Below are 20,511 nucleotides of genomic sequence, written 5' to 3' on the forward strand. Positions count from 1 at the left end.
CTGTTTATATGAAAAGATTCACATTCGACTCTTCTGCCTCTCCCAGATAGCTTCCGACACCGCCGATTTCCACGCCGTCAATCAGTTCTTCCTTCCGGATTCCCATCACATCCATACTCATGGAACAGGCTATAATCTTTACGCCGTTTTCCATGGCTTTTTTCATCATATCTTCCAGCGAATCAATGTTCTTATCCTGCATAATCCGGCGCATCATGGCAGTTCCCAGTCCCCCCATGTTCATGCGGGAGAGTTTTAACTTTCCTGTGCCTTTCGGAAGCATTTTCCCAAACATGGCCTCCACCGGAGATTTTCTGACACCGGAAGCCGTTGGTTTCCGCAGCGCCGTAAGTCCCCAGAATGTGAAAAACATCGTCACCGGACGTCCCATGGCCAGCGCACCGTTGGCAATGACAAATGCCGCCAGAACCTTATCCATATCGCCATCAAAAACAATGATGGTTTTTCCCTGCGGTGTGTCCATTATAACATGATCCTCGGATGCCGGAACACTGCTTCCAGGAACCGGAACTGCCGATCCGGTGTTATTTCCTTTGCAGAGAACAGCAACAAAGTCTGTTCCCTGCTTTTCGTTGGAAAGAAGCATGTTTCCCGTGCGGCGGCACCAGGAAATAATATCCTTCGCGAATCCCGGATCCGACGCGGTCACCTCCAGGATATCTCCATCCCGCATCTTCTCCATGGCATGGTAAACTTCCATAATGGGACCGGGGCACTGCAGACCGGAACAATTTATACGAATCCGTTCATGTTTTATATGTTTCCCGGTATTTCCCGGCATCCCTTTTGTATCCGGCTCGGTATCCTCCTGCCCTGTTTTTCCGTCCGGCTTCCCTGTGCCGGGATTTCCTTTCACCGCCGAAACTGAACTGCTTTTAGCTTCGCCATCTGTTCCGGATCCTGCGGTTTGACCATCCGGGTGAAAAGAGCGGTAAAGCCTGGCTCCTCCCGGGTAAACCTTGATGTGGTCAAACCCGTGCTGCAGGAGTATTCTTGCCGCTGTATACGCCCGAACCCCAACCGCGCACAGAACAATATAATGTTGTTTCCGATCGAGCTCTTCCAGTCTGCCGCGCAGCTGTCCTAAGGGTATATTCACCGATTCTTTCGGAGCCCAGGCCAGCCTCTCCGCCTCTTCTCTGACATCCAGAATCATTTCCCCGCTGTCCGGCTTTGGATCATCCCATTCCGCAAATGATACCAGCTTCCGGATCACATTTTCTGCCGCAAAAGCTGCCATATTTACCGGATCCTTGGCGGAGGAATACGGCGGTGCATACGCCAGCTCCAGATTTTTCAGCTCTGCAATCCCTCCTCCCATCTGCATAACCGTCCCGATCGTATCAATTCTTTTATCCGCACCATCTCCGCCCACAATCTGGGCTCCGAAAATCTTTTTTCCATCCGGAGAGAACAGCAGCTTAATGATCAGCGGAAGCGCACCGGGATAATAACCCGCATGAGAATTCTGGCTGATCACGACTTTCTCATAATCCCTTCCTCTTACCATGCCTCGACGGATCAGCTTTTTTTCTCCTGCTCCGACAGAAGCAGCAGTCAGATCAAATACCCTGGCAACAGAAGCGCCCTGTGTTCCCCTGTATCTTTCCTGTCCGCCTGCTATATTATCGGCCACAATCCTGGCCTGCCGGTTGGCGGGACCCGCCAGCGGAATCATCGTCTTCTCTCCAAAAACGGGATCATTTACCTCTATCACATCGCCGGCAGCATAAATATCCGGATCCGAGGTGCGTAGCTGCTCATCCACACAGATTCCGCCCCTTTCATTGCACTTTAATCCGGCCTGCACGGCAAGCTGGCTGTTTGGACGCACGCCTATGGAAAGAATCACAAAATCCGCGGAAATCTCTCTTCCACTTGAAAGTCTTACAAATACCGTCCGATCCTCTGTCCGGAACGAAGCGACCCCATCCGAAAGGTATAGTTCCACCCCGTTCTCCCGGATATTTTCTTCCAGAAGCATGGCCATTTCCCGGTCAAAGGGCGCCATAACCTGGTCCAGCGCTTCCACAATAGAAACCTGCAAACCTTCCTTTCGCAGATTCTCCGCAGTCTCCAGACCGATAAAGCCTCCGCCCACTACAACAGCTTTTTTATTTTGACTGTCTGAGGCCATGCTCCGGATTTTTTCCGCATCCGGAACCGTCCACAGAGTGAAAATCCTGTCAGAATCAATGCCGGGAATACGAGGGCGGACCGGAGAAGAACCGGTGGCGATGACCAGCTTGTCATAGCTCTCCTCGTATGCCCGGTTCGCCGCCAGATCGGTCACCAGAATCTTCTTTTGTTTCCGGTCAATCGACGTCACCTCATTCCGGGTTCTGACATCTACCCGGAATCTCTCCCGAAGAGTCTCTTCCTTTGTCACCAGAAGCGCATCTTTCGATTGAATAACATTTCCGACATAATAAGGAAGTCCGCAGTTCGCGTAAGAAATATACGGTCCTCTTTCCAGAAGCACAATTTCCGCGCCTTCATCCAGTCTGCGCAGGCGGGCAGCGCAGCCCGCGCCCGCCGCCACTCCTCCGATAATCACAGTTTTTCCCATCCTCGTCTCCTCCTTTTTTTCCGGCTCTTTCCCGCAGCTTTTTCCCGGATGCGGCCACAGTCCGGCCGGATTCCTCTTTCCTGCTCTCGTCTGCTTTACAGTCCCAGCATATCTTCAATATCCTCTCTGGCCTGGACGCCAACCGAGCTGGCCGCTGCCTTTCCACCCTTAAAGACAATCAGGGTAGGAATGCTGGATACCCGATAGGCTGAGGCAAGCTCCGGTTCTTCATCCACATTTACCTTGCCAACCTTGTATTTTCCCTCTGCCTGTGCGGCTATTTCCGAAATGATCGGCGAAAGCATCCGGCAGGGTCCGCACCAGGCGGCCCAGAAATCTACCAGAACCGGCACCTCTGCCTGCAAAACTTCTCTCTGAAAATTATCCCTTGTAATTTTTATTTCCGCCATAATAAACTCCTTTCATCGCAATATACCTTTGAATAGGATTCACATCTTTCTGATGCATTCACTCTACACCTTATTTTCCGCAGTTTCTGTGACAAGGTCACACAACAGCAGATATATAGAAAAATCACGGGGGATCATTCCGGATTCACAGCTGTCAAACCTCCGCAATCATTCTCCGTGATTCTTTTCTTTTATTTTTTTCCGGTATAAAATCGGAATATCATTCAGACATTCAGGCGAACACGAACAGGATCATTTTTCTGTCCGGCTCATGAAACTACGCGCAAAACCTCCTGCTGCAGGGAATCCACTCTCTTTTCCGCCTCCTGCCTGCAGTCAGCCTTCGTGTAAAAGTAAAACTTCAGCTTCGGCTCCGTCCCGGAGGGACGCATGGCAAACCAGTCCCCGTTTGTCATGCGGAATTTCAGGACATCCGAAGGCGGAATATCCTGCCAGCCATGAAGGTAATCAATAATCTCCGCAACCTGGAATTTCCCGAACAGACCCGGTTTTTCCGCTCTGGCCTTCTGCATGATCCCGGAAATTTCCTCTGCCCCGGACTGACCTTCTCGGATCAGGGAAACCTGCCGTTCCGCAAAATACCCGTATTTCCGGTAAAGAGCTTCCAGCGCATCCGCCAGGGTCATATTTTTCTTTTTATAGAATGCCGCCATCTCCATCATAAGCAGACCCGCACAGATGCCGTCCTTATCCCTTACCCTCTCTCCCGGCGCGCAGCCGATGCTCTCCTCGTAGGCAAAGAAATACTGAAACCCTGCCTTTTCCATACGAGGAATCACCCCGCAGATATTCTTAAATCCTGTGAGTGCCTCAAACACCCGGATTCCGTATGCCTCGCAGATGGTTTTTCCCATATCTCCGGTCACAATGGACTTGATCATCGCTCCCTTCTCCGGAAGCATGCCCGCCGCCTTCTGGCTTTCCGCCATATAAGCGATCAGCATGGCGCCTGTCTGATTTCCGTTCAGAGGATAATATCCCCCTTTTCCGTTCGGAAGCTCCACTGCCATGCGGTTGCTGTCCGGGTCTGTGGCAATCAGGAGTTCTGCATGGAGTTTCTTTCCCAGTTTTTCCGCAAGAGCAAAGCCCTTCGGGTCCTCCGGATTGGGATAACCGACAGTCGTAAAATCCGGATCCGGATCTTTCTGCTCCGGTACAATAGCAAAATTCCGATATCCCATTTCCCGCGCGACGGTTTCCATGGGAATACTGCCCGCACCATTTAATGGTGTGTACACGACTGCCACCGACTTATCCAACTCTTCTTCTGGTCTCTGTGCCATTCCTTCCACATAATCCAGATACCGGCGGTCCATTTCTCCCCCGATCATCCGAATCAGTCCCAGTTGTTTTCCCTCTTCCAGCGGTATTCTGGAAAAAGAATCAAAAAGATCCAATGCCTGAATCTCCTTCATGATTTTCTCTGAAACAGCGCCGGAAATCTGTGCCCCATCCTGCTGGTAAACCTTATATCCGTTGTACTCCTTCGGGTTGTGGCTGGCCGTCATGTTAATTCCGGAAAGGGCATGGAGCTCCCTTACCGCAAAGGACAGCTCCGGCGTCGGGCGCATGGACGGGAAAAGCCAGACACGGATGCCGTTTCCCGCCAGAATTTCCGCCGCCAGCTCCGAATACTCTCTGGAGTGGTGTCTGCAGTCATAGGCCACCGCAACCCCTCGCTCCAGATCTTCTCCGGTTTTCTTCAGGTAATTGGCGATCCCCTGTGTCGCCCTTCCGACGGTAAGAGGATTCATGCGGTTGGTTCCCGCCCCGCAGATTCCTCTCAGTCCTGCCGTCCCAAACACAATCTCCTGATAAAACCGGTCATTGATTTCCTTCCTGTTCCCCCGGATGGACAATAATTCTTTTCTCATAGGGTCTTCTTCCGGAAGTTTATCCAGCCAGATCTCATATCTTTCTTCTGCGTTCATTGTACTTCCCCCTTCCCCTTTGCTTCTGTTCCGTCTGTAAATCTATTATATCTGCAAGCACAATCCTATGACAACGAAACACACGTTTTTTTATAAAACTCTTGACTTCCCATTATTATTTGATACAATATAATTGTTCGAAATATTTATGTTGTTTATTCCCTTTCATGGAGGTTTTGCTATGAGCGGTTTTTATGATTATTCTGTAACGAAAAGAGATGGTTCTTCCCTGTCTATGGAAGAATTCCGGGGAAAAGTTGTGCTGGTTGTAAATACGGCTACCGGCTGCGGTTTCACGCCGCAGTACAAGGATCTGGAAAGCATCTATGAAGAATTCCACGACAAGGGTCTGGAAATTCTGGATATTCCCTGCAATCAGTTTGCGGGCCAGACTCCCGGAACGGACGATGAAGTCCACAGCTTCTGCACCTTAAAGTACAACACACAGTTTGACCAGATGACCAAGAGCGACGTAAACGGCGATAATGCGCTGGATTTATACAAATATCTTAAGAGCCAGAAAACCTTTGAAGGCTTCGGAAAGGGACCCAAGGCTCTTATGATGAGCGCTATGCTGAAGAAAATCGATCCGGATTACAAAAACAACGCCGAAATTAAATGGAATTTCACCAAGTTTCTGGTGGACAGAAACGGGAACGTAGTCAGCCGTTTTGAACCCACCGAGGATATGAAGGCTGTCCGGGAAGCCGTGGAGAAGCTGATCTGATGGAAGAGCTTACCTATCATCCGGACGAAGCCCTTCTGCTGAAAAATCAGCTCTGCTTTCCGCTGTACGCGGCCGCCAGAAAGGTGACCGGGGCCTATACCCCTTTCCTGAAACCTTTCGGCATAACCTATACGCAGTACATCACCTTCCTGGTCCTGTGGGAAAAGGACGGGATCACTGTGGGCGAAATCGGCACCCGGCTCCATCTGGATAACGGAACACTCACCCCCCTGCTGAAAAAAATGGAAGCACAGGGCTTTATCACCCGCCGCCGCAATGCGGAGGATGAGCGTAAAGTTACGGTTTACCTGACGCCGGAGGGGCTGGACATGAAAGAAAAGCTGAAGGATGTGCCTCTGAAGATCGGTCACTGCCTGACCATCGGCCAGGAGGACGCAAAAACGCTTTACCGGATTCTCTACAAAATCCTGGACATCTGAACATACACATGGACTGCCGCCGCACACAGATTCGTGCTTCCCAGCGGCAGTCTTTTCCCTGTCTGCCGTTCCGGTTCGGCAAAGCGCCGGGCATGGCGAGAATAGAGGAACAAAGAGCGGAGCACGGCAAAAAGAGAGAAACCAAAAGTGGAGTACGAAAAAAAAAGAAGAAAGAAGATTATAAAATGAACGAAAACCGCGATAAAATCATCATCCGAACCAGCATCATCGGCATTCTGGTAAATGTTCTGCTTGCCGCCTTCAAAGCTGCCGTAGGCCTGCTGTCCCGTTCCGTGGCTGTCGTAATGGATGCAGTTAATAACCTGAGCGATGCGCTGTCTTCCGTAATTACCATCCTGGGGACAAAGCTGGCTGGAAAAGAACCGGATAAAAAACATCCTCTCGGCTACGGGCGGATCGAATATCTGAGTGCCATGATTATTTCTGTAATCGTGCTGTACGCCGGTGTCACCTCTCTGATTGAATCGGTCAAAAAGATCCTGCATCCGGAAAAACCGGACTACTCCGCCACCGCCCTTCTGATTATCGCCGTGGCCGTCGTCGCAAAGGTCGCCCTGGGAAGATTTGTTAAGAAAAAGGGGGTTGAAGTAAAATCCGATTCCCTTGTGGCCTCCGGGAGCGATGCCCTGCACGACTCCATTATATCCGTCTCCACACTGGCCGCTGCCGTTATCTATCTCTTTTTCCACATCAGTCTGGAGGCATGGCTGGGCGCCATTATCTCTGCTGTTATCGTCAAATCCGGACTGGATATGCTTCGGGACACTGTAAGTGAAATTCTCGGCGAACGGATTGACGCGGAAACTGCGCAGTCTGTTAAAAATACGATCTGCCAGACAAAGGGCGTCCGCGGGGCTTACGACCTGGTGATCAATAATTATGGTCCGAACCGCCAGATCGGATCCGTCCACATTGAGGTGCCGGACACCATGACAGCCGGAGAACTGGATGGGCTGGAACGGGAAATCTCAATGAATGTTTTTCAGAAGCATCATATCATTCTGACCGGTATTTCCGTCTACTCCATGAATATCGATGACGCGGAGGCCGTCCGGGTAGAAACCGGTATCCGGAAAATTCTGGAGGGATACCCGGACATCCTGCAGATGCACGGCTTTTTCCTGGATAAAAACGACAAGAGCATGAAATTTGACATCATCATCAGCTATGACGCACCGAACAGAAAACAGATCTACAAAGAGATTACGAAAAGAGTGAAAGCTGCCTTCCCGGAGTACACGCCGCAGATACAGCTGGATTTTGATATTTCCGACTGACACAGCAGATCCGGCAGCCATTCCGCGGCGCCGCGATAACTGGATAAATGAAAGCTGCGAGGACAGTGATAATTAACGGATGCAAAATTTTTATTTCGTGATACCATAGTTCTGTCACCGGACTTGAAAGAATATCAGGATAATATATTTTATGAAAGTACAGAACAACGTGTTGACTCGAAAAATCTATGATACTGACAAGATCGACTGGAACCATCTGCAGTTTTCCCCCTCGGATCTCCGGAAGCTTCTGATCCCGCTGATCATTGAGCAGCTGCTTACATCCTTCATGGGTATGGCAGATACAATGATGGTATCCCGCATCGGCAGTGCCGCCATCTCCGCCGTTTCTCTGACGGATTCCATCAATGTGCTCGTCATCCAGATCTTCGAGGCGCTGGCAGCAGGAGGAACCATCGTCTGCTCCCAGTACATCGGCCATAAAGACCTGAAAAGAAGCAATTTCGCTGCCTCGCAGCTGACGATTACTGTTTTTTGTCTCTCTGTTGCACTGTCAGTCATCTGCGTCCTCTGGAGAAGGCCGATTCTTTCCCTGGTATTCGGCAGCGTAGAACCGGATGTAATGCATAATGCCATCGTCTACTTCCTGTTCACCGGGGCGTCCTTCCCTTTTCTCGCCCTGTTCCAGGCCGGAGCTTCCTTTTACCGCGCCGGCGGAAACAGCCGTTTCCCCATGATCATATCCGTCCTCTCCAACCTGATGAATATTGCCGGAAACGCGCTGTTCATCTTTGTTTTCAGATGGGGCGTGGCGGGAGCCGCTCTTTCCACGCTGCTCTCCAGAATCTTCTGCGCAGTTGTTATCTTCGGATTCCTGCGGCTTCCAAGACAGGCCATTGTGATCCATCGCTACCTGGTACGCCCCGACTTCCGGATGATCAAACGCATTCTTTCCATCGGAATACCTTCCGGCATTGAAAATGGAATGTTTCAGTTTGGAAAACTTGCCATTCAGTCCAGCGTATCCACCCTTGGTACCATTTCCATCGCGGCTAATGCCATGACAATTATCCTGGAAAACCTGAACGGAATCGGCGGAATCGGAATCGGAATCGGCCTGATGACCGTGGTCGGGCAGACCATAGGAGCCGGAAAACCGGATGAGGCAAAATTCTACATCGCCAGAGTAACCTGGTATGCAGAGCTTGTTATTCTAGGCTCCTGTCTGCTGGTATTTGTCCTGACAAAACCGGTAACTGCTCTGGCAGGCATGGATCCGACAGCCGCTGATATGTGCTTTCAGATGGTTGTCTTCATTACGGTTCTGAAACCCATTGTGTGGGTTTTCTCCTTTATCCCTGCCTACGGCATGCGCGCCGCTGGCGACGTAAAGTTCTCCATGATCGCATCCAGCCTGACCATGTGGCTCTGCCGTGTTCTCCTGACCACGCTGCTGATCCGCGTATTTCATTTCGGACCGATTGCCGTCTGGATCGGAATGGCCAGCGACTGGACCTGCCGCGGCATCGTTTTTACCATCCGCTTCTTCTCCGGAAAGTGGCTGAAGCATTATGTTATCTGAACAAAAAAACCGCAAAATAAGCCGCCGATACGGCAGAATAGAGGTAAACATGAACGATGAAATAAAAGAAAAGAAAAAAAGAAGAATGCCTGAGATCGGCGAATCCGTGTTTGATATCGGATATCTGCTGTTTGACCTTATTGCGGCCATCCTGTTTTTTACAAAGGCAGACGGCAGACAGCTCTTTTATCTGTACGGAACACTGACCCTGCTCTTGGGAGGAGGAGATGCTTTTCATCTGATTCCCCGTGTAGACCGGGCGCTCCGGGGTAGCACCCCTTCCACAGAAAAACGCCTTGGCTTCGGTCTTGCCGTCTCCTCGGTCACAATGACTGTTTTCTATATTCTGCTGATGTACATCTGGATGGCCACATTCCCCGGCCTGACCGTTCCCCCGGTTCTGTTTGTGCTGGTTTGGGGAACTGCTCTTCTGCGCATAATCCTGTGTCTGTTTCCCCAGAACAACTGGCTGCACAGGGAGGGCAATCCCCGCTGGTCCTTCTATCGGAATGCACCGTTTGCCGTAACGGGAATCTGTCTGATCATTCTTAACCTGATATCCGGAAACACAGGCAATTACGGGCTCTGGAAAATGGCGCCCGCCATAATCGGCAGCTTTGCCTGCTACCTTCCGGTTACGGTCTGGGCGAAGAAAAAACCAATGATCGGCATGCTGATGATCCCCAAAACATGCATGTATATCTGGATGATTGCCATGGGGCTTGGGCTTCTGGGAAAAATCTGAGTCGAACAACACCGGATTTTTACAAAAAGATCCGGTGGAAGTGAAATAATTAAGCAGCCATTTTTTCAAATAGCTGCTCAAAATCGTAATGTTGTATAGTCTAAAAATACCAGAACATCCCTTTCAGGAAGTACATGGATGTAATCCACAGATGTTTTGTATCTTTATAGGAACTGGCTGAATTCTATCTTTTCCGCATTCGGTCCCTCAATGGTAAAAAATTTCACTCCATTCTCCCAATACGGCAGGAAATGAATGGTATCCTTCAGTGTATTCATGCCCATACTGCAAATCTCATCATATACTGCCTCTACATCGGTTACATTGATTGCTACATGTTCAATAGCACCATAGGCTTTTGCCGCTTTCGGCACTTCATATGTTTCCATTACCAAGTCATTTAATTTAAAAAATATCACTTCAGACCCCTCGTTTACGGTCTCAAAGGCTGCCTTAAACCCCAGTTTTTCATAAAATTCCCTGGTAGCCGCCATGTCCTCTGTAGGAATACCGATATGCTGGATTCCTGTAAGTAATTCTTTTTTCATTGTATTCGCCCTCCTTTTACGTATCACCTACAACTAACTGGTGGTGTGTCAGTTTTCTACTTTTTTATGCTAACGCTCCACAATACACATTTCAATATGCTTTTTGCTCTGAGAGCTCTCCCCGCAGTTTTTCTGCCGCCTTTTCATATGCCGGAACACGGACATGCAGCCGGTGCGCGGTCCGCACAACCTCAAAGATCAGGCCGTCCGCCTCGGAATTTTTTCCCGCTGCAATATCTTTCTGCATCGAGGTGGTCATATCCGGTTTCAGGCTGTCCAGAATATCCAGATTTCTTTTCACAATATTTTCTGTAAAACAGATTCCCTGCGCCTGCGCAAGCAGATCAATCTCATGAACGAGCTCACGGAAAAAATTCCGGCACTCACCTTCCTGCTGCATAGCGCCTGCGCTTACACCGTAATAGAGCCCGCATGCCCCCTGGGGTGAGACATAAGAAAACTTCATCAGCGCGTCTCTCCGGATATCTTCGCTAAGACCTCCGCCAATTCCACAGGAAGCAAGCTCTCCTTCTATCTCCTTCAGTTCCGGGTGGAATTCCTCTGCGCTTCGGACACCGAAAACCACACGCAGAATATCGCCGCTCATTCTTATCACACCGGGAGACTCCAGCTGCGCTGCCACGTAAATGCACCCGTCCAGCACAAGAATACCCGGAAGTTTCTTCTGCATGGCAGCTCCGGTGCCATAGATGTTCAAAATCGGAATAACAATCGTATTCTTGTGCGCCACCCTCCGGATAAATGGAATCAGCGGATCGAGAGAATATCCCTTCACACAGACAAAAATGACATCCGGCCGATCCCGGTATTCCTCCATGGGGCACGCCTTCACCGGATTTACCGTAAACTCATCCCCGGTCCGTATCACCCGAAGTCCCTGCCGCCGCATCGCCGCAAGATGTTCTCCCCGCGCAATAAAGGAAACATCCTTTCCCGCCCTGACAAGATATGCCCCCAGCGTGCCTCCTGTACCCCCCGCGCCTATAATCAGATATTTTCGCATCTCACACCTTCATTCTTACGGCAGACGGTGCCATTCCTTGTCTGTCATTTCACGTCTGTCTCTTTCTGTTTACCTGACTGCTTCTTTCTTATTCCATCCGGAGTACCGGTTTGATGCAGCCGTCCTTTCTGGACTCCTGAATCACTTCGTTTATTTTCTCAAACGGATAAAATGATAACCCGTTTTTGTTTCCCGGTGTAACTCGGAATCTTAAAGATTTATATTAACATACGCGGTCGGGTTCCGTCACATGTCCTGCCTATTTTCCCTCCTCCCGTTATATGGAAATGATTACCGTTGAAAAGAAAAAAGCCGACACCCGGAAATTTCCGGATATCGGCCCGATCCTTTTATTTTTATCCAAGAAGCTTTTCAACCAGAGTCGGAACCTGCGCGAAATCTGACTCGTCCGGATTCCATTGAGACCGGACGTTCTCATCAACAACTGTAAAGCCCGCTTCTTTCAGCTTCGACTGAAGGATCTTGACGGATTCACCGCTCCATCCATAACAGCCAAATGCCACCGCCTTTTTATTTCTAAACTTCAGCTGCTTCAAAAACTCCATCCATCCGGCTACACTGGAAAGAATGCTGTTGCTGACTGTCGGAGAGCCTACCGCTATTGCCTTTGACTTAAAGACTTCCGTCATTATTTCGTTCTTATCGCCTCTGGCAATGTTGAATACTTTGACGACCGTATCCGGGCTCTGCCTGTGAATCTCGTCAGCAATCCTGTGCGCTATTTTTTCCGTGCCCTCCCACATCGTATCATATGCAACCGTTACCTGATCCTCCTGGTAGGCATCCGCCCAGGCTGCATACTTTTCCACAATCTGCAGGGGTTCTTCTCTCCAGATCGCCCCGTGAGCGGGAGCGATCATTTCAATCGGAAGATGTAGCCCGGAAAGTTCCTCCAGCTTCTTCTTCAGAATAGGCGCAAACGGATTCAGGATATTGGCAAAATATTTCATAGCCTCCTTATTCAGCACACAAGGATCCGCTTTGTCGTTAAAAAGCTCTTCCACCGCATAATGCTGTCCAAAAGCGTCCATAGAAAAAAGAACATTGTCTCCGGTCAGGAACGTTGCCATAGAATCCGGCCAATGAAGCATACGCATTTCCACGAAAATCAGCTTCTTTCCGTTTCCGACATCAACCGTATCTCCTGTTTTAACGACCCGGAAATTCCATCCTCGTTTTCCGTACTGCCCTTCTATGCTTTTTACCGCATTTGCTGTACAGTAGATCGGCGTATCCGGAATTTCTTCCATCAATGCCGTCAGCGATCCCGAATGATCGCACTCTCCATGGTTTGCAACAATAAAATCAATCTTATTAAGATCAATCTCACTCCTCAAATTTTCCACAAAGTCAAACCGGTGCGGTATCCACACAGTATCAACCAGAACTGTTTTTTCTTCTTCAATCAAATACGCATTCTGGCTGGATCCGTTAAGAATCGAGTAGTCATCACCATGAAAACGTTCCAGCTCCCAGTCCAGATACCCTATCCAGCTGATATTTCCCTTCACATGTTTTCTCATCCCTGCCACCTGCTTTCGGACCGTATTTCTGTTTTATGCTTCATCTCCGAAGAAAAGCTTCAGATCGTCATCCACGGTTCCGATTCCTGCGATGCCAAAGTTGTCTACCAGCACCTTAGTTACGTTCGGAGAAAGGAAAGCCGGAAGCGTCGGTCCGAGATGAATATTCTTAACACCCAGATACAGGAGCGCAAGAAGTACAATAACGGCCTTCTGCTCATACCACGCGATATTGAACACGATCGGAAGATCATTGATATCATCCAGCTTGAAGATTTCTTTGAGTTTCAAAGCAATCAGCGCCAGAGAATAGGAGTCATTGCACTGACCCGCATCCAGAACCCTCGGAATACCGCCAATATCGCCAAGATCCAGTTTGTTATATTTATACTTCGCGCATCCTGCTGTCAGAATCACAACATCTTTCGGAAGCTTCTTCGCAAACTCTGTATAGTACTCCCGTGTCTTGTGTCTGCCGTCGCATCCTGCCATCACAACGAACTTCCGGATGGCGCCGGTCTTGACCGCGTCCACGACCTTGTCCGCAAGTGCAAATACCTGCTCATGTGCAAATCCGCCGGTAATTGTTCCTGTCTCGATCTCCGTCGGCGCAGGACAGTTCTTCGCCTGTGCAATGATTGCAGAGAAATCCTTGGTCTCTCCATATGCGCCGTCGATGTGCCTGCAGCCGGGGAATCCTGCCGCACCGGTCGTCCAGAGACGGTCTTTATAGCTCTCTGCGGGAGGCACTACGCAGTTGGTCGTCATCAGAATCGGACCATTGAACTTCTCAAACTCTTCCTTCTGTTTCCACCACGCATTTCCGTAGTTTCCTGCAAAGTGCGGATATTTCTTAAATGCCGGATAATAATGCGCGGGCAGCATCTCAGAATGGGTGTAGACATCCACACCGGTTCCTTTTGTCTGCTCCAGCAGCATCTCCAGATCACGAAGGTCATGCCCGGAGATCAGAATACCCGGATTCTTACGGACGCCTATATCCACCTGTGTCACTTCCGGATTTCCGTAAGCCTCTGTATTTGCCTTATCCAGAAGAGCCATACCCTCTACGCCGTACTTGCCTGTCTCAAGGGTAAGGGATACCAGATCGTCTACTCCAAGAGAATCATCCAGTGTTTTTGCAAGTGCTTTCTGGATAAACGCGTCTACCTCTTCATTGTCCTGAAGCAGAGCGTTTGCGTGCTTGGAATAAGCGGAAAGTCCCTTTAATCCATAGGTAATCAGTTCGCGGAGAGAACGGATATCCTCGTCTTTGGTGGCAAGCACTCCAACCCCCGCCGCCTTTGCGTCAAAACTATCAGCCGCTCCATTCCAGAAAGCGGCATCCGGAAGGTTCTCTTTGTTTTCCAGCTTGCCAAGAAGCTCCTGCTTTACCGCAAGTGTCTCTTCGACCGCCTGGCGAATCGCATCCCTGTCAAAGTTCGCGTTGGTGATCGTCATAAAAAGATTTCTGGTAACCAGATGGTTCACATCTTTTTCCACGGGAATTCCTTCCTCGCGCATCCTGGATGTCACACAGGACAGCCCCTTCGTCACGTAAACCAGCAGATCCTGCATAGCTGCCACTTCCGGTTTTTTCCCGCAGACACCGGAGATGGTGCATCCCTTACATCCGGCTGTTTCCTGACACTGATAACAGAACATCTTGTTTTCCATCACTGAACCTCCTCAATCGCCCCTACCGGGCATCCTTCTTTTGCTTCTGCAGCTGCAGCGAGCTGCTCCTCCGGTACATCTTCATCCTTTGCTACGGCAGTGCCTTCCTCACTCATCGAAAAAATCTCCGGGCATGTGCTCTCGCACAGGCCGCAGCCGATGCAGGTATCATTCACAAAGTACCGCATATTACTCTCCTTTCCTTATTCCAGCGTCAATAATAATGCCATCTTAAATCTTCCATCCGCCTTAACCGCATGCATTCCGCCGCTTGCGAAGCGGAAATTTTCTCCCGCCTGGATCGGATGGTCTACCCCTTCATACCGGATGATTCCCTTTCCATCCAGCGCGAAAATCAGCGCATCACCCGGCGCCGCATGCTCGGAAAGGCCGGTACCCTCGTCAAACGCCATAACCACAAACTTCATCTTGTCGTTGTGGACGATGTCCATATTGACAATTCTGCCCTCCTGATATGGGACACACTCCGCAAGTTTGAATACTTCACCCGGTTTTAATACTTCGTTCATCTTATCTTCCCTCCTGACTGCAATCTCTGTATAGACGGACGCTTCATCCGACCGCATACCAACCGGAGTCCGGACCGGCGTCAAAATCATATCCCCGGTTTCCAGCCTCCCGATGACGCCATCTGCTCCATAGACCTCAAGCCTGCCTTCCTGCACATAAATCAGCTTGTGATACGAATACAGCTCGGCGCTGATATCTGTGCCCGCTGCCAGGGAAAAAACGGTAACCGAATTTTCTCCGTCATAAATCATGTCCGAAACCGTGCAGCCCGAAACCGGCGCATGCTCCCTGAAAATAGAAAACACTTCTCCGACTTTTTGCTTCATGCAGATACCTCCCTTGCCTGGCTTAATACCGCGTGCTCTTATCCCCCTGACCGGCTGACCGCTGCAGGCTCTTGTTGTCTTTCTGTGGATAGTATAGTAGGATAGGAGAAAGAAGTGCGTTGCAAATGCCACATAAATAAAAATTTTTTTCGTTCTTAAAAAACAGCTGAAAATCCAAAAACAGGGACACCCGGTGATCTTTACCTATTGCAAAAACGCCCGACTGCGGGCATGGAGACTGCTATGAATGAAACACTTCTGTCGAAAACCGTTCTTTTCAGGGGATTAAGTAAGGAAGAAATTCACGACGCGATGCTGGCGCTTCAGGCACGAGAACTTCTATATAAAAAAGACGCTTCCATCCTTCTGGCCGGAAGCACAACTGAAAAAATGGGACTGGTCCTGGAAGGAAGCGTAAGAATAGAAAGCAACGATATGTGGGGGAACCGCACCATCTTAAGTCACGTCGGTCCCGGTCAGTTTTTTGCTGAGACCTATGCGTTTTTGAATAACGAGCCTCTGCTGGTCGATGTCGTAGCAAATGAAGACTCCCGGATTCTTTTTCTCAAAATCCACAGCCTGAAAGAAACGAATGCGGCCACACACACCTGGGTGCTGAAGCTCCTGACCAACCTGCTTGTGGTCACTGCCCATAAAAACCTTGTCCTGTCCGGCCGCAGCTTCCACACCTCTCCAAAGACAATCCGGGGAAAAGTACTGGCATACCTGAACTCCGTAGCACTGCAGAGCGGCAGCCACCGGTTCGACATTCCCTTTGACCGCCAGCAGCTTGCGGACTATCTGAATGTCGACCGGACCGCGCTCTCCAAAGAACTGGGAAAAATGAAAAACGAAGGGCTGATTACCTTTGAAAAAAATCACTTTGAGATTCAAAAGGCATCCAGTTTTTGATTTTAGCAGGAAACAGCCGTGGGAACTGCTCGTCTCCCTCTATCTGAAATAGGTAAACCTGTCTCCTTTCAGCTGAGCCCATATAGCATCAACCAGATTTTCCGTACCTGAATCGAATGACAATTCTCTATCATTATTCTCCATAAATTTCAGGTTCTGCTGCATTTGTTCATAACTGCTGAAGCCCATGATAACAGAGCTCACTTCTTTATGAGACAGAATCCAACGATAGGAAAATTCTACCAGGGACATCTCCTGCTGTTCCGCAACCTTCTGAAGCTGTAATACTGCATCTGCATTCTTCTGGGAATAATATCTGTCCCGGTAGCCCTGATTCTCATCGAGCCTTCCTCTTACTTCCTGCTTTTTATCTCCTGTATACTTCCCGGTAAGCATCCCTCCCGCAAGAGGATTATAAGCAGTAAATCCCATCTGATATTTCCGCAGGAACGGCATGAGTTCATCCTCCACGCCTCTGGTAAGCAGATTATAAACCCCTTCGTAGGCCGCTGGTAATACCTTCCGGTTTTCCAATGCCATCCGACTCATCTCACACACTTGCCACGCCGGAAAGTTACTGACCCCATAATACCGGATTTTTCCGGCGCTCACCAACCCATCCATTGTTTCAATGACTTCAGAGATATCCACTGACGGATCCGGAACATGAAGGTAATACAAATCGATGTAATCTGTCTGCAACCTGGCCAGGCTGCCATCCACCGCTTTCCGGATATGCGCCCGGCTCAGTCCTCTGTCGTCTTTCCCCGGTCCCATAGGACCGCCGACCTTAGTTGCCAGGATGACCTTGTCCCGAAATCCTTTCACCGCACTGCCTACCAGTCGTTCACTTTCGCCCTGTGCGCCGCGGGGATAAATATCAGCCGTATCAATAAAATTTACCCCCTGGCTGTAGGCATACTGTACCGCCCTGACAGCTTCTTCCTTATCGATTTTCTCTCCGAATGTCATCGTTCCCAAGCAAATTTCCGATACCGTCAGATCCGTTTTACCAAGCTTATGACTATGCATAACTTTTTTCCAATCTGTAATACAAAACAACGTAAAAAGTCTTTTTACAGCAGTATGATATTTTAATATTATATCACCTGCTATTCTTTGTCCTTCCCGCTTTAATGTCTTCCTGCATACTCTTGATTTTTTCATCTGTCAAAGGGAATAGAAGGAATACAACTACTCCTATGAACAAAATTGCAGCCGGAAGAGCACTGAAAAGTACACGCAGTCCACTTGCTGCAGAAGCCGTAACATTTTCCTTTTGAAAACCAATTGCAACAAGACCATAACCAAGAACTGTATTGCCAATAGCAGTTCCAATTTTCGGTAAAATATTAAACATTGACATCATAAACGGCTTGAGATCTTTGCCAGTCTTCCACTGTGTATAATCAACAATAGATGAGTACAATGTTATCTCTGTTGTATGTGAAATAGAATATCCAACATATCCTACACAGAGCAAAACTGTAAAAGCAATTCCTGATTTACCGAAAAAATAAGCGAGTGCAAAGCTCCCTCCATAAATACCTAGTCCCAAAGCATAACTCTTTTTTAGAGAATTAATCGCCTTAGACACAAAGGGCGCAATATAGGAACCAAAGATCATAATAAATGTACTAAGAGACAAGTACACTGTCAGCATATTTTTATTTCCTACAACATAAGTGTAATAATATGCAGCTAATCCCATAACTGTAAAGAAAGCAGCAGTCTTTGTTGTTACACCAAGAACAAAAAGTATAAAAGGTTTCGTAATGGTATACTTAATCATTTGCCAAACAGAAGCATTATATGAATCTTCCGTTTTACTCTGCTTTTTCGTATTCTGATTGGTATTATCTTCAGCTGCGGCCTCTTGAACAACGTCAATATCTTTCATCATCACAAACAACTGAAAATACGCAAGTACAACACAAACAGCAATTAAAACTGCAAATAACGTATAGCCTCTTGCCTCATCGCCATTACCAAATAACGAAATTAATTTGACACTAAACAATGAAAATAAAAACTTTCCTATGGAATTGCAAATGTTCTTGGACGCAGAATATGCCTGTCTTTCGTCACGATCTTTCGCCAACAACGGAAGGCTTCCAATATATGCCGAATAACACATATTATATCCAATATAGCAAAGAACATATGCTGCTCCGAACCAGAGTCCCTTTGCTGCTCCAGAGAGATTTGGATTGCTGAATGAAAGGACACGAAACAGAGCCGCCAGGATCGCTCCTATCATTAACCATGGACGAAACTTACCCGATTTGAATTTTGCTTTCTGCATAATAGCGCCGATAAACGGAACTGAAATCATATCCACAAAACCTGCTGCCGTAATAATTGCTGCCATTGTTTTTGTTTCCAGTCCTACGGCACCAGTCAGATAAACAGCCCAATAAGTAGATGCAATTGTTGAAATCCAAGTCGAAAATCCATTAGTCAAGCCATATCTCATAGATTTCAGAGTATAAATATGCTTTTTCTTTTCCATGTATGAATCCCCCGTCATATCTCTTTTGTTTTATTCAATTCCCAGGTATTTTTCTCTTGAATATCTATAAACCGATTCAAAAAATCTCTGGTTCTTTATTTCGGAACTAAACCCTATCATCCCCGGCTTCCCTGGTACAAAAAACTCATCTACATATTTTTTTGCGATCGCATCAACTTCATCATTTCCCATATTTTCTGAAATAACTGGTGTTTCAATTCCAATCAATATTTTATCTCCATACGCATGATACAGAGCCACTTTATCATTCATGGGTTGACCACTCCAGGAATCCACTCCGATTTCTATCATTGCCGGGAGCAGTTTTTCAACCTTTCCACAACAGTGCATGTCATAGATCAATCCGCATTTATGAAGATGATCCGCAACCTTTCGCATATGTGGAACCAGCATTTCTTCAACTGTTTCCAATGAGAAAAACGGAGCACGCTGACTTCCCCAGTCATCATGAATGGTAAAACCTGCAACCTCAGGAAAATACTTTCGATATAAATCTATAATTCTAATATACAGATCCGCCAGACGATCTAAAAATGCATGCACTGCATTCTTCTGTTCATCATCAATTAAGGCAACAGCCGCATTCTCAAAATCCATCATAGAAATAAGCCGTTCAAAATAGCCATTCATTATTGTCGGACAAAGTAAAAGGTCATTCTCATGAATAAAACTTTCGCTAATCTTCCTTTGTCCCTCCCAATCCCATTTAGAAGGATCCGGCCATGAAATCTTCTTCTCCCACTCATTCATATCATCCAGAAGCGGATGGCCTGGTTCAACCATCGCTCCACCTACAACTTCCACAAAATTCCACTTAATGCCAAACATATCATTAAATCCCTCTGGATGCCTGGCCACTGGCTGACCATCCAGATTAAATCCTCTTGCCTCGATATCGGGAAATATTTTAGGACAGAAGTTCTGATAATATCTATAATTTGGCATATACTTCGGATTTTTCTCTCTAATTGCTTCCAGCATCACCTCCTTAGGTGAAACCGGCGCATTATAAACAGGAAGATCTATCCTGCCCCTAACTCCTGGTAAAATGTAGCGAACCTTCATTTCTTCTTCTGAAAATAAATCACTCATTCTTGCACCCCTCCTGTTCTATTGCATATGTGCTGTTTAAGACAAAATAACTCAAATGCTTTTCAATACCGGGCTATCATCAAAATTCCATCCTCCAAAACTTTTATAATCTGTTATCTATAGGTATATTTGAGTTATTTTCTGTCTCTATATTCTTATTATAAGTTCCGATTGCATTCCGTCAATCATATATGTATACATTTTTGTTTTTCATCACTATATACAAAGCGTTAAATATATTTTTTGTATACTTTTTTATTATTCTATTATTATGCAAAATTAATTTAACCTTTATCTCTTTTTCTGCTATGATCATAGAATAGCATCGAAAATTATTTAGAAGGAGAATTTAAATTGATATCGTTTCCACCTGAAATTGTCGAAATGTACAAAGATTTAAAGCCTACTCATAATCGAATCTATAGAATCATTCGGGACAGTATATTCTCCGGTAAAATAAAAACCAATGAAAAATTTACAGAAGAAGCTATCTCCGGGTTTTCAACAGTTGTAACTGAATAATACGTAACACCAAATGCCTTCCAAGCCGCAGAAATGCGACTTTTTTTGTGCTTAAAACTTGTCAAGCATTGAAAAAAAATGTTGTATATGTTGTGTC

At 47.5% G+C, this 20,511-nt stretch carries 18 protein-coding genes; 6 read left to right on the plus strand and 12 right to left on the minus strand.

Annotated elements, in window-relative coordinates; translation table 11 throughout:
- Positions 1-4 precede the first annotated feature (4 nt).
- The 3 genes from FYJ60_RS06415 to FYJ60_RS06425 form a co-directional block, all read right to left on the minus strand.
- Complete coding sequence (locus FYJ60_RS06415; RefSeq protein WP_154457835.1) at positions 5-2,590, minus strand: FAD-dependent oxidoreductase; 2,586 nt, start codon at positions 2,588-2,590, stop codon at positions 5-7.
- A gap of 95 nt (positions 2,591-2,685) precedes the next feature.
- Positions 2,686-3,000, minus strand: a complete 315-nt coding sequence (gene trxA / locus FYJ60_RS06420; RefSeq protein ID WP_154457836.1) for a thioredoxin — start codon at positions 2,998-3,000, stop codon at positions 2,686-2,688.
- Between the two features lie 269 nt (positions 3,001-3,269).
- Positions 3,270-4,952: a phospho-sugar mutase gene (locus FYJ60_RS06425; RefSeq protein WP_154457837.1), complete on the minus strand. Its 1,683-nt coding sequence runs from the start codon at positions 4,950-4,952 to the stop codon at positions 3,270-3,272.
- A 181-nt stretch (positions 4,953-5,133) separates the two neighbouring features.
- Here FYJ60_RS06425 and FYJ60_RS06430 point away from each other — a divergent pair, with 181 nt between their 5' ends.
- From FYJ60_RS06430 to FYJ60_RS06450, 5 genes are all read left to right on the plus strand, one after another.
- Positions 5,134-5,679, plus strand: coding sequence for a glutathione peroxidase (locus FYJ60_RS06430; RefSeq protein ID WP_154457838.1), 546 nt, complete (start codon positions 5,134-5,136; stop codon positions 5,677-5,679).
- Positions 5,679-6,119 (plus strand): MarR family winged helix-turn-helix transcriptional regulator, encoded by a 441-nt coding sequence (locus tag FYJ60_RS06435; protein WP_154457839.1) that lies wholly within the window; start codon positions 5,679-5,681, stop codon positions 6,117-6,119. The genes FYJ60_RS06430 and FYJ60_RS06435 overlap by 1 nt, the downstream gene beginning before the upstream one ends.
- A gap of 185 nt (positions 6,120-6,304) precedes the next feature.
- Entirely contained in the window at positions 6,305-7,417 is a 1,113-nt protein-coding gene (locus tag FYJ60_RS06440; RefSeq protein WP_154457840.1) for a cation diffusion facilitator family transporter, read from the plus strand.
- 151 nt (positions 7,418-7,568) lie between these two features.
- Positions 7,569-8,960: an MATE family efflux transporter gene (locus tag FYJ60_RS06445; protein WP_154457841.1), complete on the plus strand. Its 1,392-nt coding sequence runs from the start codon at positions 7,569-7,571 to the stop codon at positions 8,958-8,960.
- A 49-nt stretch (positions 8,961-9,009) separates the two neighbouring features.
- Complete coding sequence (locus FYJ60_RS06450; protein WP_154457842.1) at positions 9,010-9,705, plus strand: hypothetical protein; 696 nt, start codon at positions 9,010-9,012, stop codon at positions 9,703-9,705.
- 164 nt (positions 9,706-9,869) lie between these two features.
- Here the strand turns inward: FYJ60_RS06450 and FYJ60_RS06455 are convergent, their stop codons facing one another.
- From FYJ60_RS06455 to FYJ60_RS06480, 6 genes are all read right to left on the minus strand, one after another.
- Positions 9,870-10,253, minus strand: coding sequence for a VOC family protein (locus FYJ60_RS06455; RefSeq protein WP_154457843.1), 384 nt, complete (start codon positions 10,251-10,253; stop codon positions 9,870-9,872).
- A gap of 91 nt (positions 10,254-10,344) precedes the next feature.
- Positions 10,345-11,277 carry a ketopantoate reductase family protein gene (locus FYJ60_RS06460; RefSeq protein WP_154457844.1) on the minus strand — a complete coding sequence of 311 codons (933 nt, stop codon included), beginning with the start codon at positions 11,275-11,277 and terminating at the stop codon, positions 10,345-10,347.
- A 356-nt stretch (positions 11,278-11,633) separates the two neighbouring features.
- The gene (locus FYJ60_RS06465) at positions 11,634-12,821 is read right to left on the minus strand and encodes an oxygen-binding di-iron domain-containing protein (RefSeq protein WP_154457845.1); all 1,188 of its coding nucleotides are present in this window, start codon (positions 12,819-12,821) and stop codon (positions 11,634-11,636) included.
- Positions 12,822-12,854: 33 nt separating this feature from the next.
- Entirely contained in the window at positions 12,855-14,498 is a 1,644-nt protein-coding gene (gene hcp, locus FYJ60_RS06470; RefSeq protein WP_154457846.1) for a hydroxylamine reductase, read from the minus strand.
- Positions 14,498-14,686, minus strand: coding sequence for a ferredoxin (locus FYJ60_RS06475; RefSeq protein ID WP_154457847.1), 189 nt, complete (start codon positions 14,684-14,686; stop codon positions 14,498-14,500). The genes hcp and FYJ60_RS06475 overlap by 1 nt, the downstream gene beginning before the upstream one ends.
- A gap of 15 nt (positions 14,687-14,701) precedes the next feature.
- Positions 14,702-15,355, minus strand: coding sequence for a cupin domain-containing protein (locus FYJ60_RS06480; protein WP_154457848.1), 654 nt, complete (start codon positions 15,353-15,355; stop codon positions 14,702-14,704).
- A 243-nt stretch (positions 15,356-15,598) separates the two neighbouring features.
- Between FYJ60_RS06480 and FYJ60_RS06485 the strand changes: the two genes are divergently transcribed.
- Complete coding sequence (locus FYJ60_RS06485) at positions 15,599-16,267, plus strand: Crp/Fnr family transcriptional regulator (RefSeq protein WP_154457849.1); 669 nt, start codon at positions 15,599-15,601, stop codon at positions 16,265-16,267.
- A gap of 39 nt (positions 16,268-16,306) precedes the next feature.
- Here FYJ60_RS06485 and FYJ60_RS06490 read toward each other — a convergent pair whose 3' ends face one another.
- From FYJ60_RS06490 to FYJ60_RS06500, 3 genes are all read right to left on the minus strand, one after another.
- Entirely contained in the window at positions 16,307-17,299 is a 993-nt protein-coding gene (locus tag FYJ60_RS06490) for an aldo/keto reductase (protein WP_205838993.1), read from the minus strand.
- Positions 17,300-17,372: 73 nt separating this feature from the next.
- Positions 17,373-18,779: an MFS transporter gene (locus FYJ60_RS06495; RefSeq protein ID WP_205838995.1), complete on the minus strand. Its 1,407-nt coding sequence runs from the start codon at positions 18,777-18,779 to the stop codon at positions 17,373-17,375.
- A 30-nt stretch (positions 18,780-18,809) separates the two neighbouring features.
- Positions 18,810-19,892, minus strand: coding sequence for a uroporphyrinogen decarboxylase family protein (locus FYJ60_RS06500; protein ID WP_154457852.1), 1,083 nt, complete (start codon positions 19,890-19,892; stop codon positions 18,810-18,812).
- Positions 19,893-20,511 lie beyond the last annotated feature (619 nt).

Origin of the sequence: Bilifractor porci, assembly GCF_009696005.1 — a bacterium.
Lineage (GTDB): Bacteria > Bacillota > Clostridia > Lachnospirales > Lachnospiraceae > Bilifractor > Bilifractor porci.

Excerpts from the sequence above, each read along its gene's own strand:
- FYJ60_RS06435 (WP_154457839.1), top strand. The coding sequence starts at position 5,679 with ATGGAAGAGCTTACCTATCATCCGGACGAAGCCCTTCTGCTGAAAAAT.
- FYJ60_RS06425 (WP_154457837.1), bottom strand. The coding sequence starts at position 4,952 with ATGAACGCAGAAGAAAGATATGAGATCTGGCTGGATAAACTTCCGGAA.
- trxA (WP_154457836.1), bottom strand. The coding sequence starts at position 3,000 with ATGGCGGAAATAAAAATTACAAGGGATAATTTTCAGAGAGAAGTTTTG.
- FYJ60_RS06415 (WP_154457835.1), bottom strand. The coding sequence starts at position 2,590 with ATGGGAAAAACTGTGATTATCGGAGGAGTGGCGGCGGGCGCGGGCTGC.
- FYJ60_RS06500 (WP_154457852.1), bottom strand. The coding sequence starts at position 19,892 with ATGAGTGATTTATTTTCAGAAGAAGAAATGAAGGTTCGCTACATTTTA.
- FYJ60_RS06490 (WP_205838993.1), bottom strand. The coding sequence starts at position 17,299 with ATGCATAGTCATAAGCTTGGTAAAACGGATCTGACGGTATCGGAAATT.
- FYJ60_RS06465 (WP_154457845.1), bottom strand. The coding sequence starts at position 12,821 with ATGAGAAAACATGTGAAGGGAAATATCAGCTGGATAGGGTATCTGGAC.
- FYJ60_RS06450 (WP_154457842.1), top strand. The coding sequence starts at position 9,010 with ATGAACGATGAAATAAAAGAAAAGAAAAAAAGAAGAATGCCTGAGATC.
- FYJ60_RS06440 (WP_154457840.1), top strand. The coding sequence starts at position 6,305 with ATGAACGAAAACCGCGATAAAATCATCATCCGAACCAGCATCATCGGC.
- FYJ60_RS06485 (WP_154457849.1), top strand. The coding sequence starts at position 15,599 with ATGAATGAAACACTTCTGTCGAAAACCGTTCTTTTCAGGGGATTAAGT.
- FYJ60_RS06455 (WP_154457843.1), bottom strand. The coding sequence starts at position 10,253 with ATGAAAAAAGAATTACTTACAGGAATCCAGCATATCGGTATTCCTACA.
- FYJ60_RS06430 (WP_154457838.1), top strand. The coding sequence starts at position 5,134 with ATGAGCGGTTTTTATGATTATTCTGTAACGAAAAGAGATGGTTCTTCC.
- hcp (WP_154457846.1), bottom strand. The coding sequence starts at position 14,498 with ATGGAAAACAAGATGTTCTGTTATCAGTGTCAGGAAACAGCCGGATGT.
- FYJ60_RS06495 (WP_205838995.1), bottom strand. The coding sequence starts at position 18,779 with ATGGAAAAGAAAAAGCATATTTATACTCTGAAATCTATGAGATATGGC.
- FYJ60_RS06475 (WP_154457847.1), bottom strand. The coding sequence starts at position 14,686 with ATGCGGTACTTTGTGAATGATACCTGCATCGGCTGCGGCCTGTGCGAG.
- FYJ60_RS06460 (WP_154457844.1), bottom strand. The coding sequence starts at position 11,277 with ATGCGAAAATATCTGATTATAGGCGCGGGGGGTACAGGAGGCACGCTG.
- FYJ60_RS06480 (WP_154457848.1), bottom strand. The coding sequence starts at position 15,355 with ATGAAGCAAAAAGTCGGAGAAGTGTTTTCTATTTTCAGGGAGCATGCG.
- FYJ60_RS06445 (WP_154457841.1), top strand. The coding sequence starts at position 7,569 with ATGAAAGTACAGAACAACGTGTTGACTCGAAAAATCTATGATACTGAC.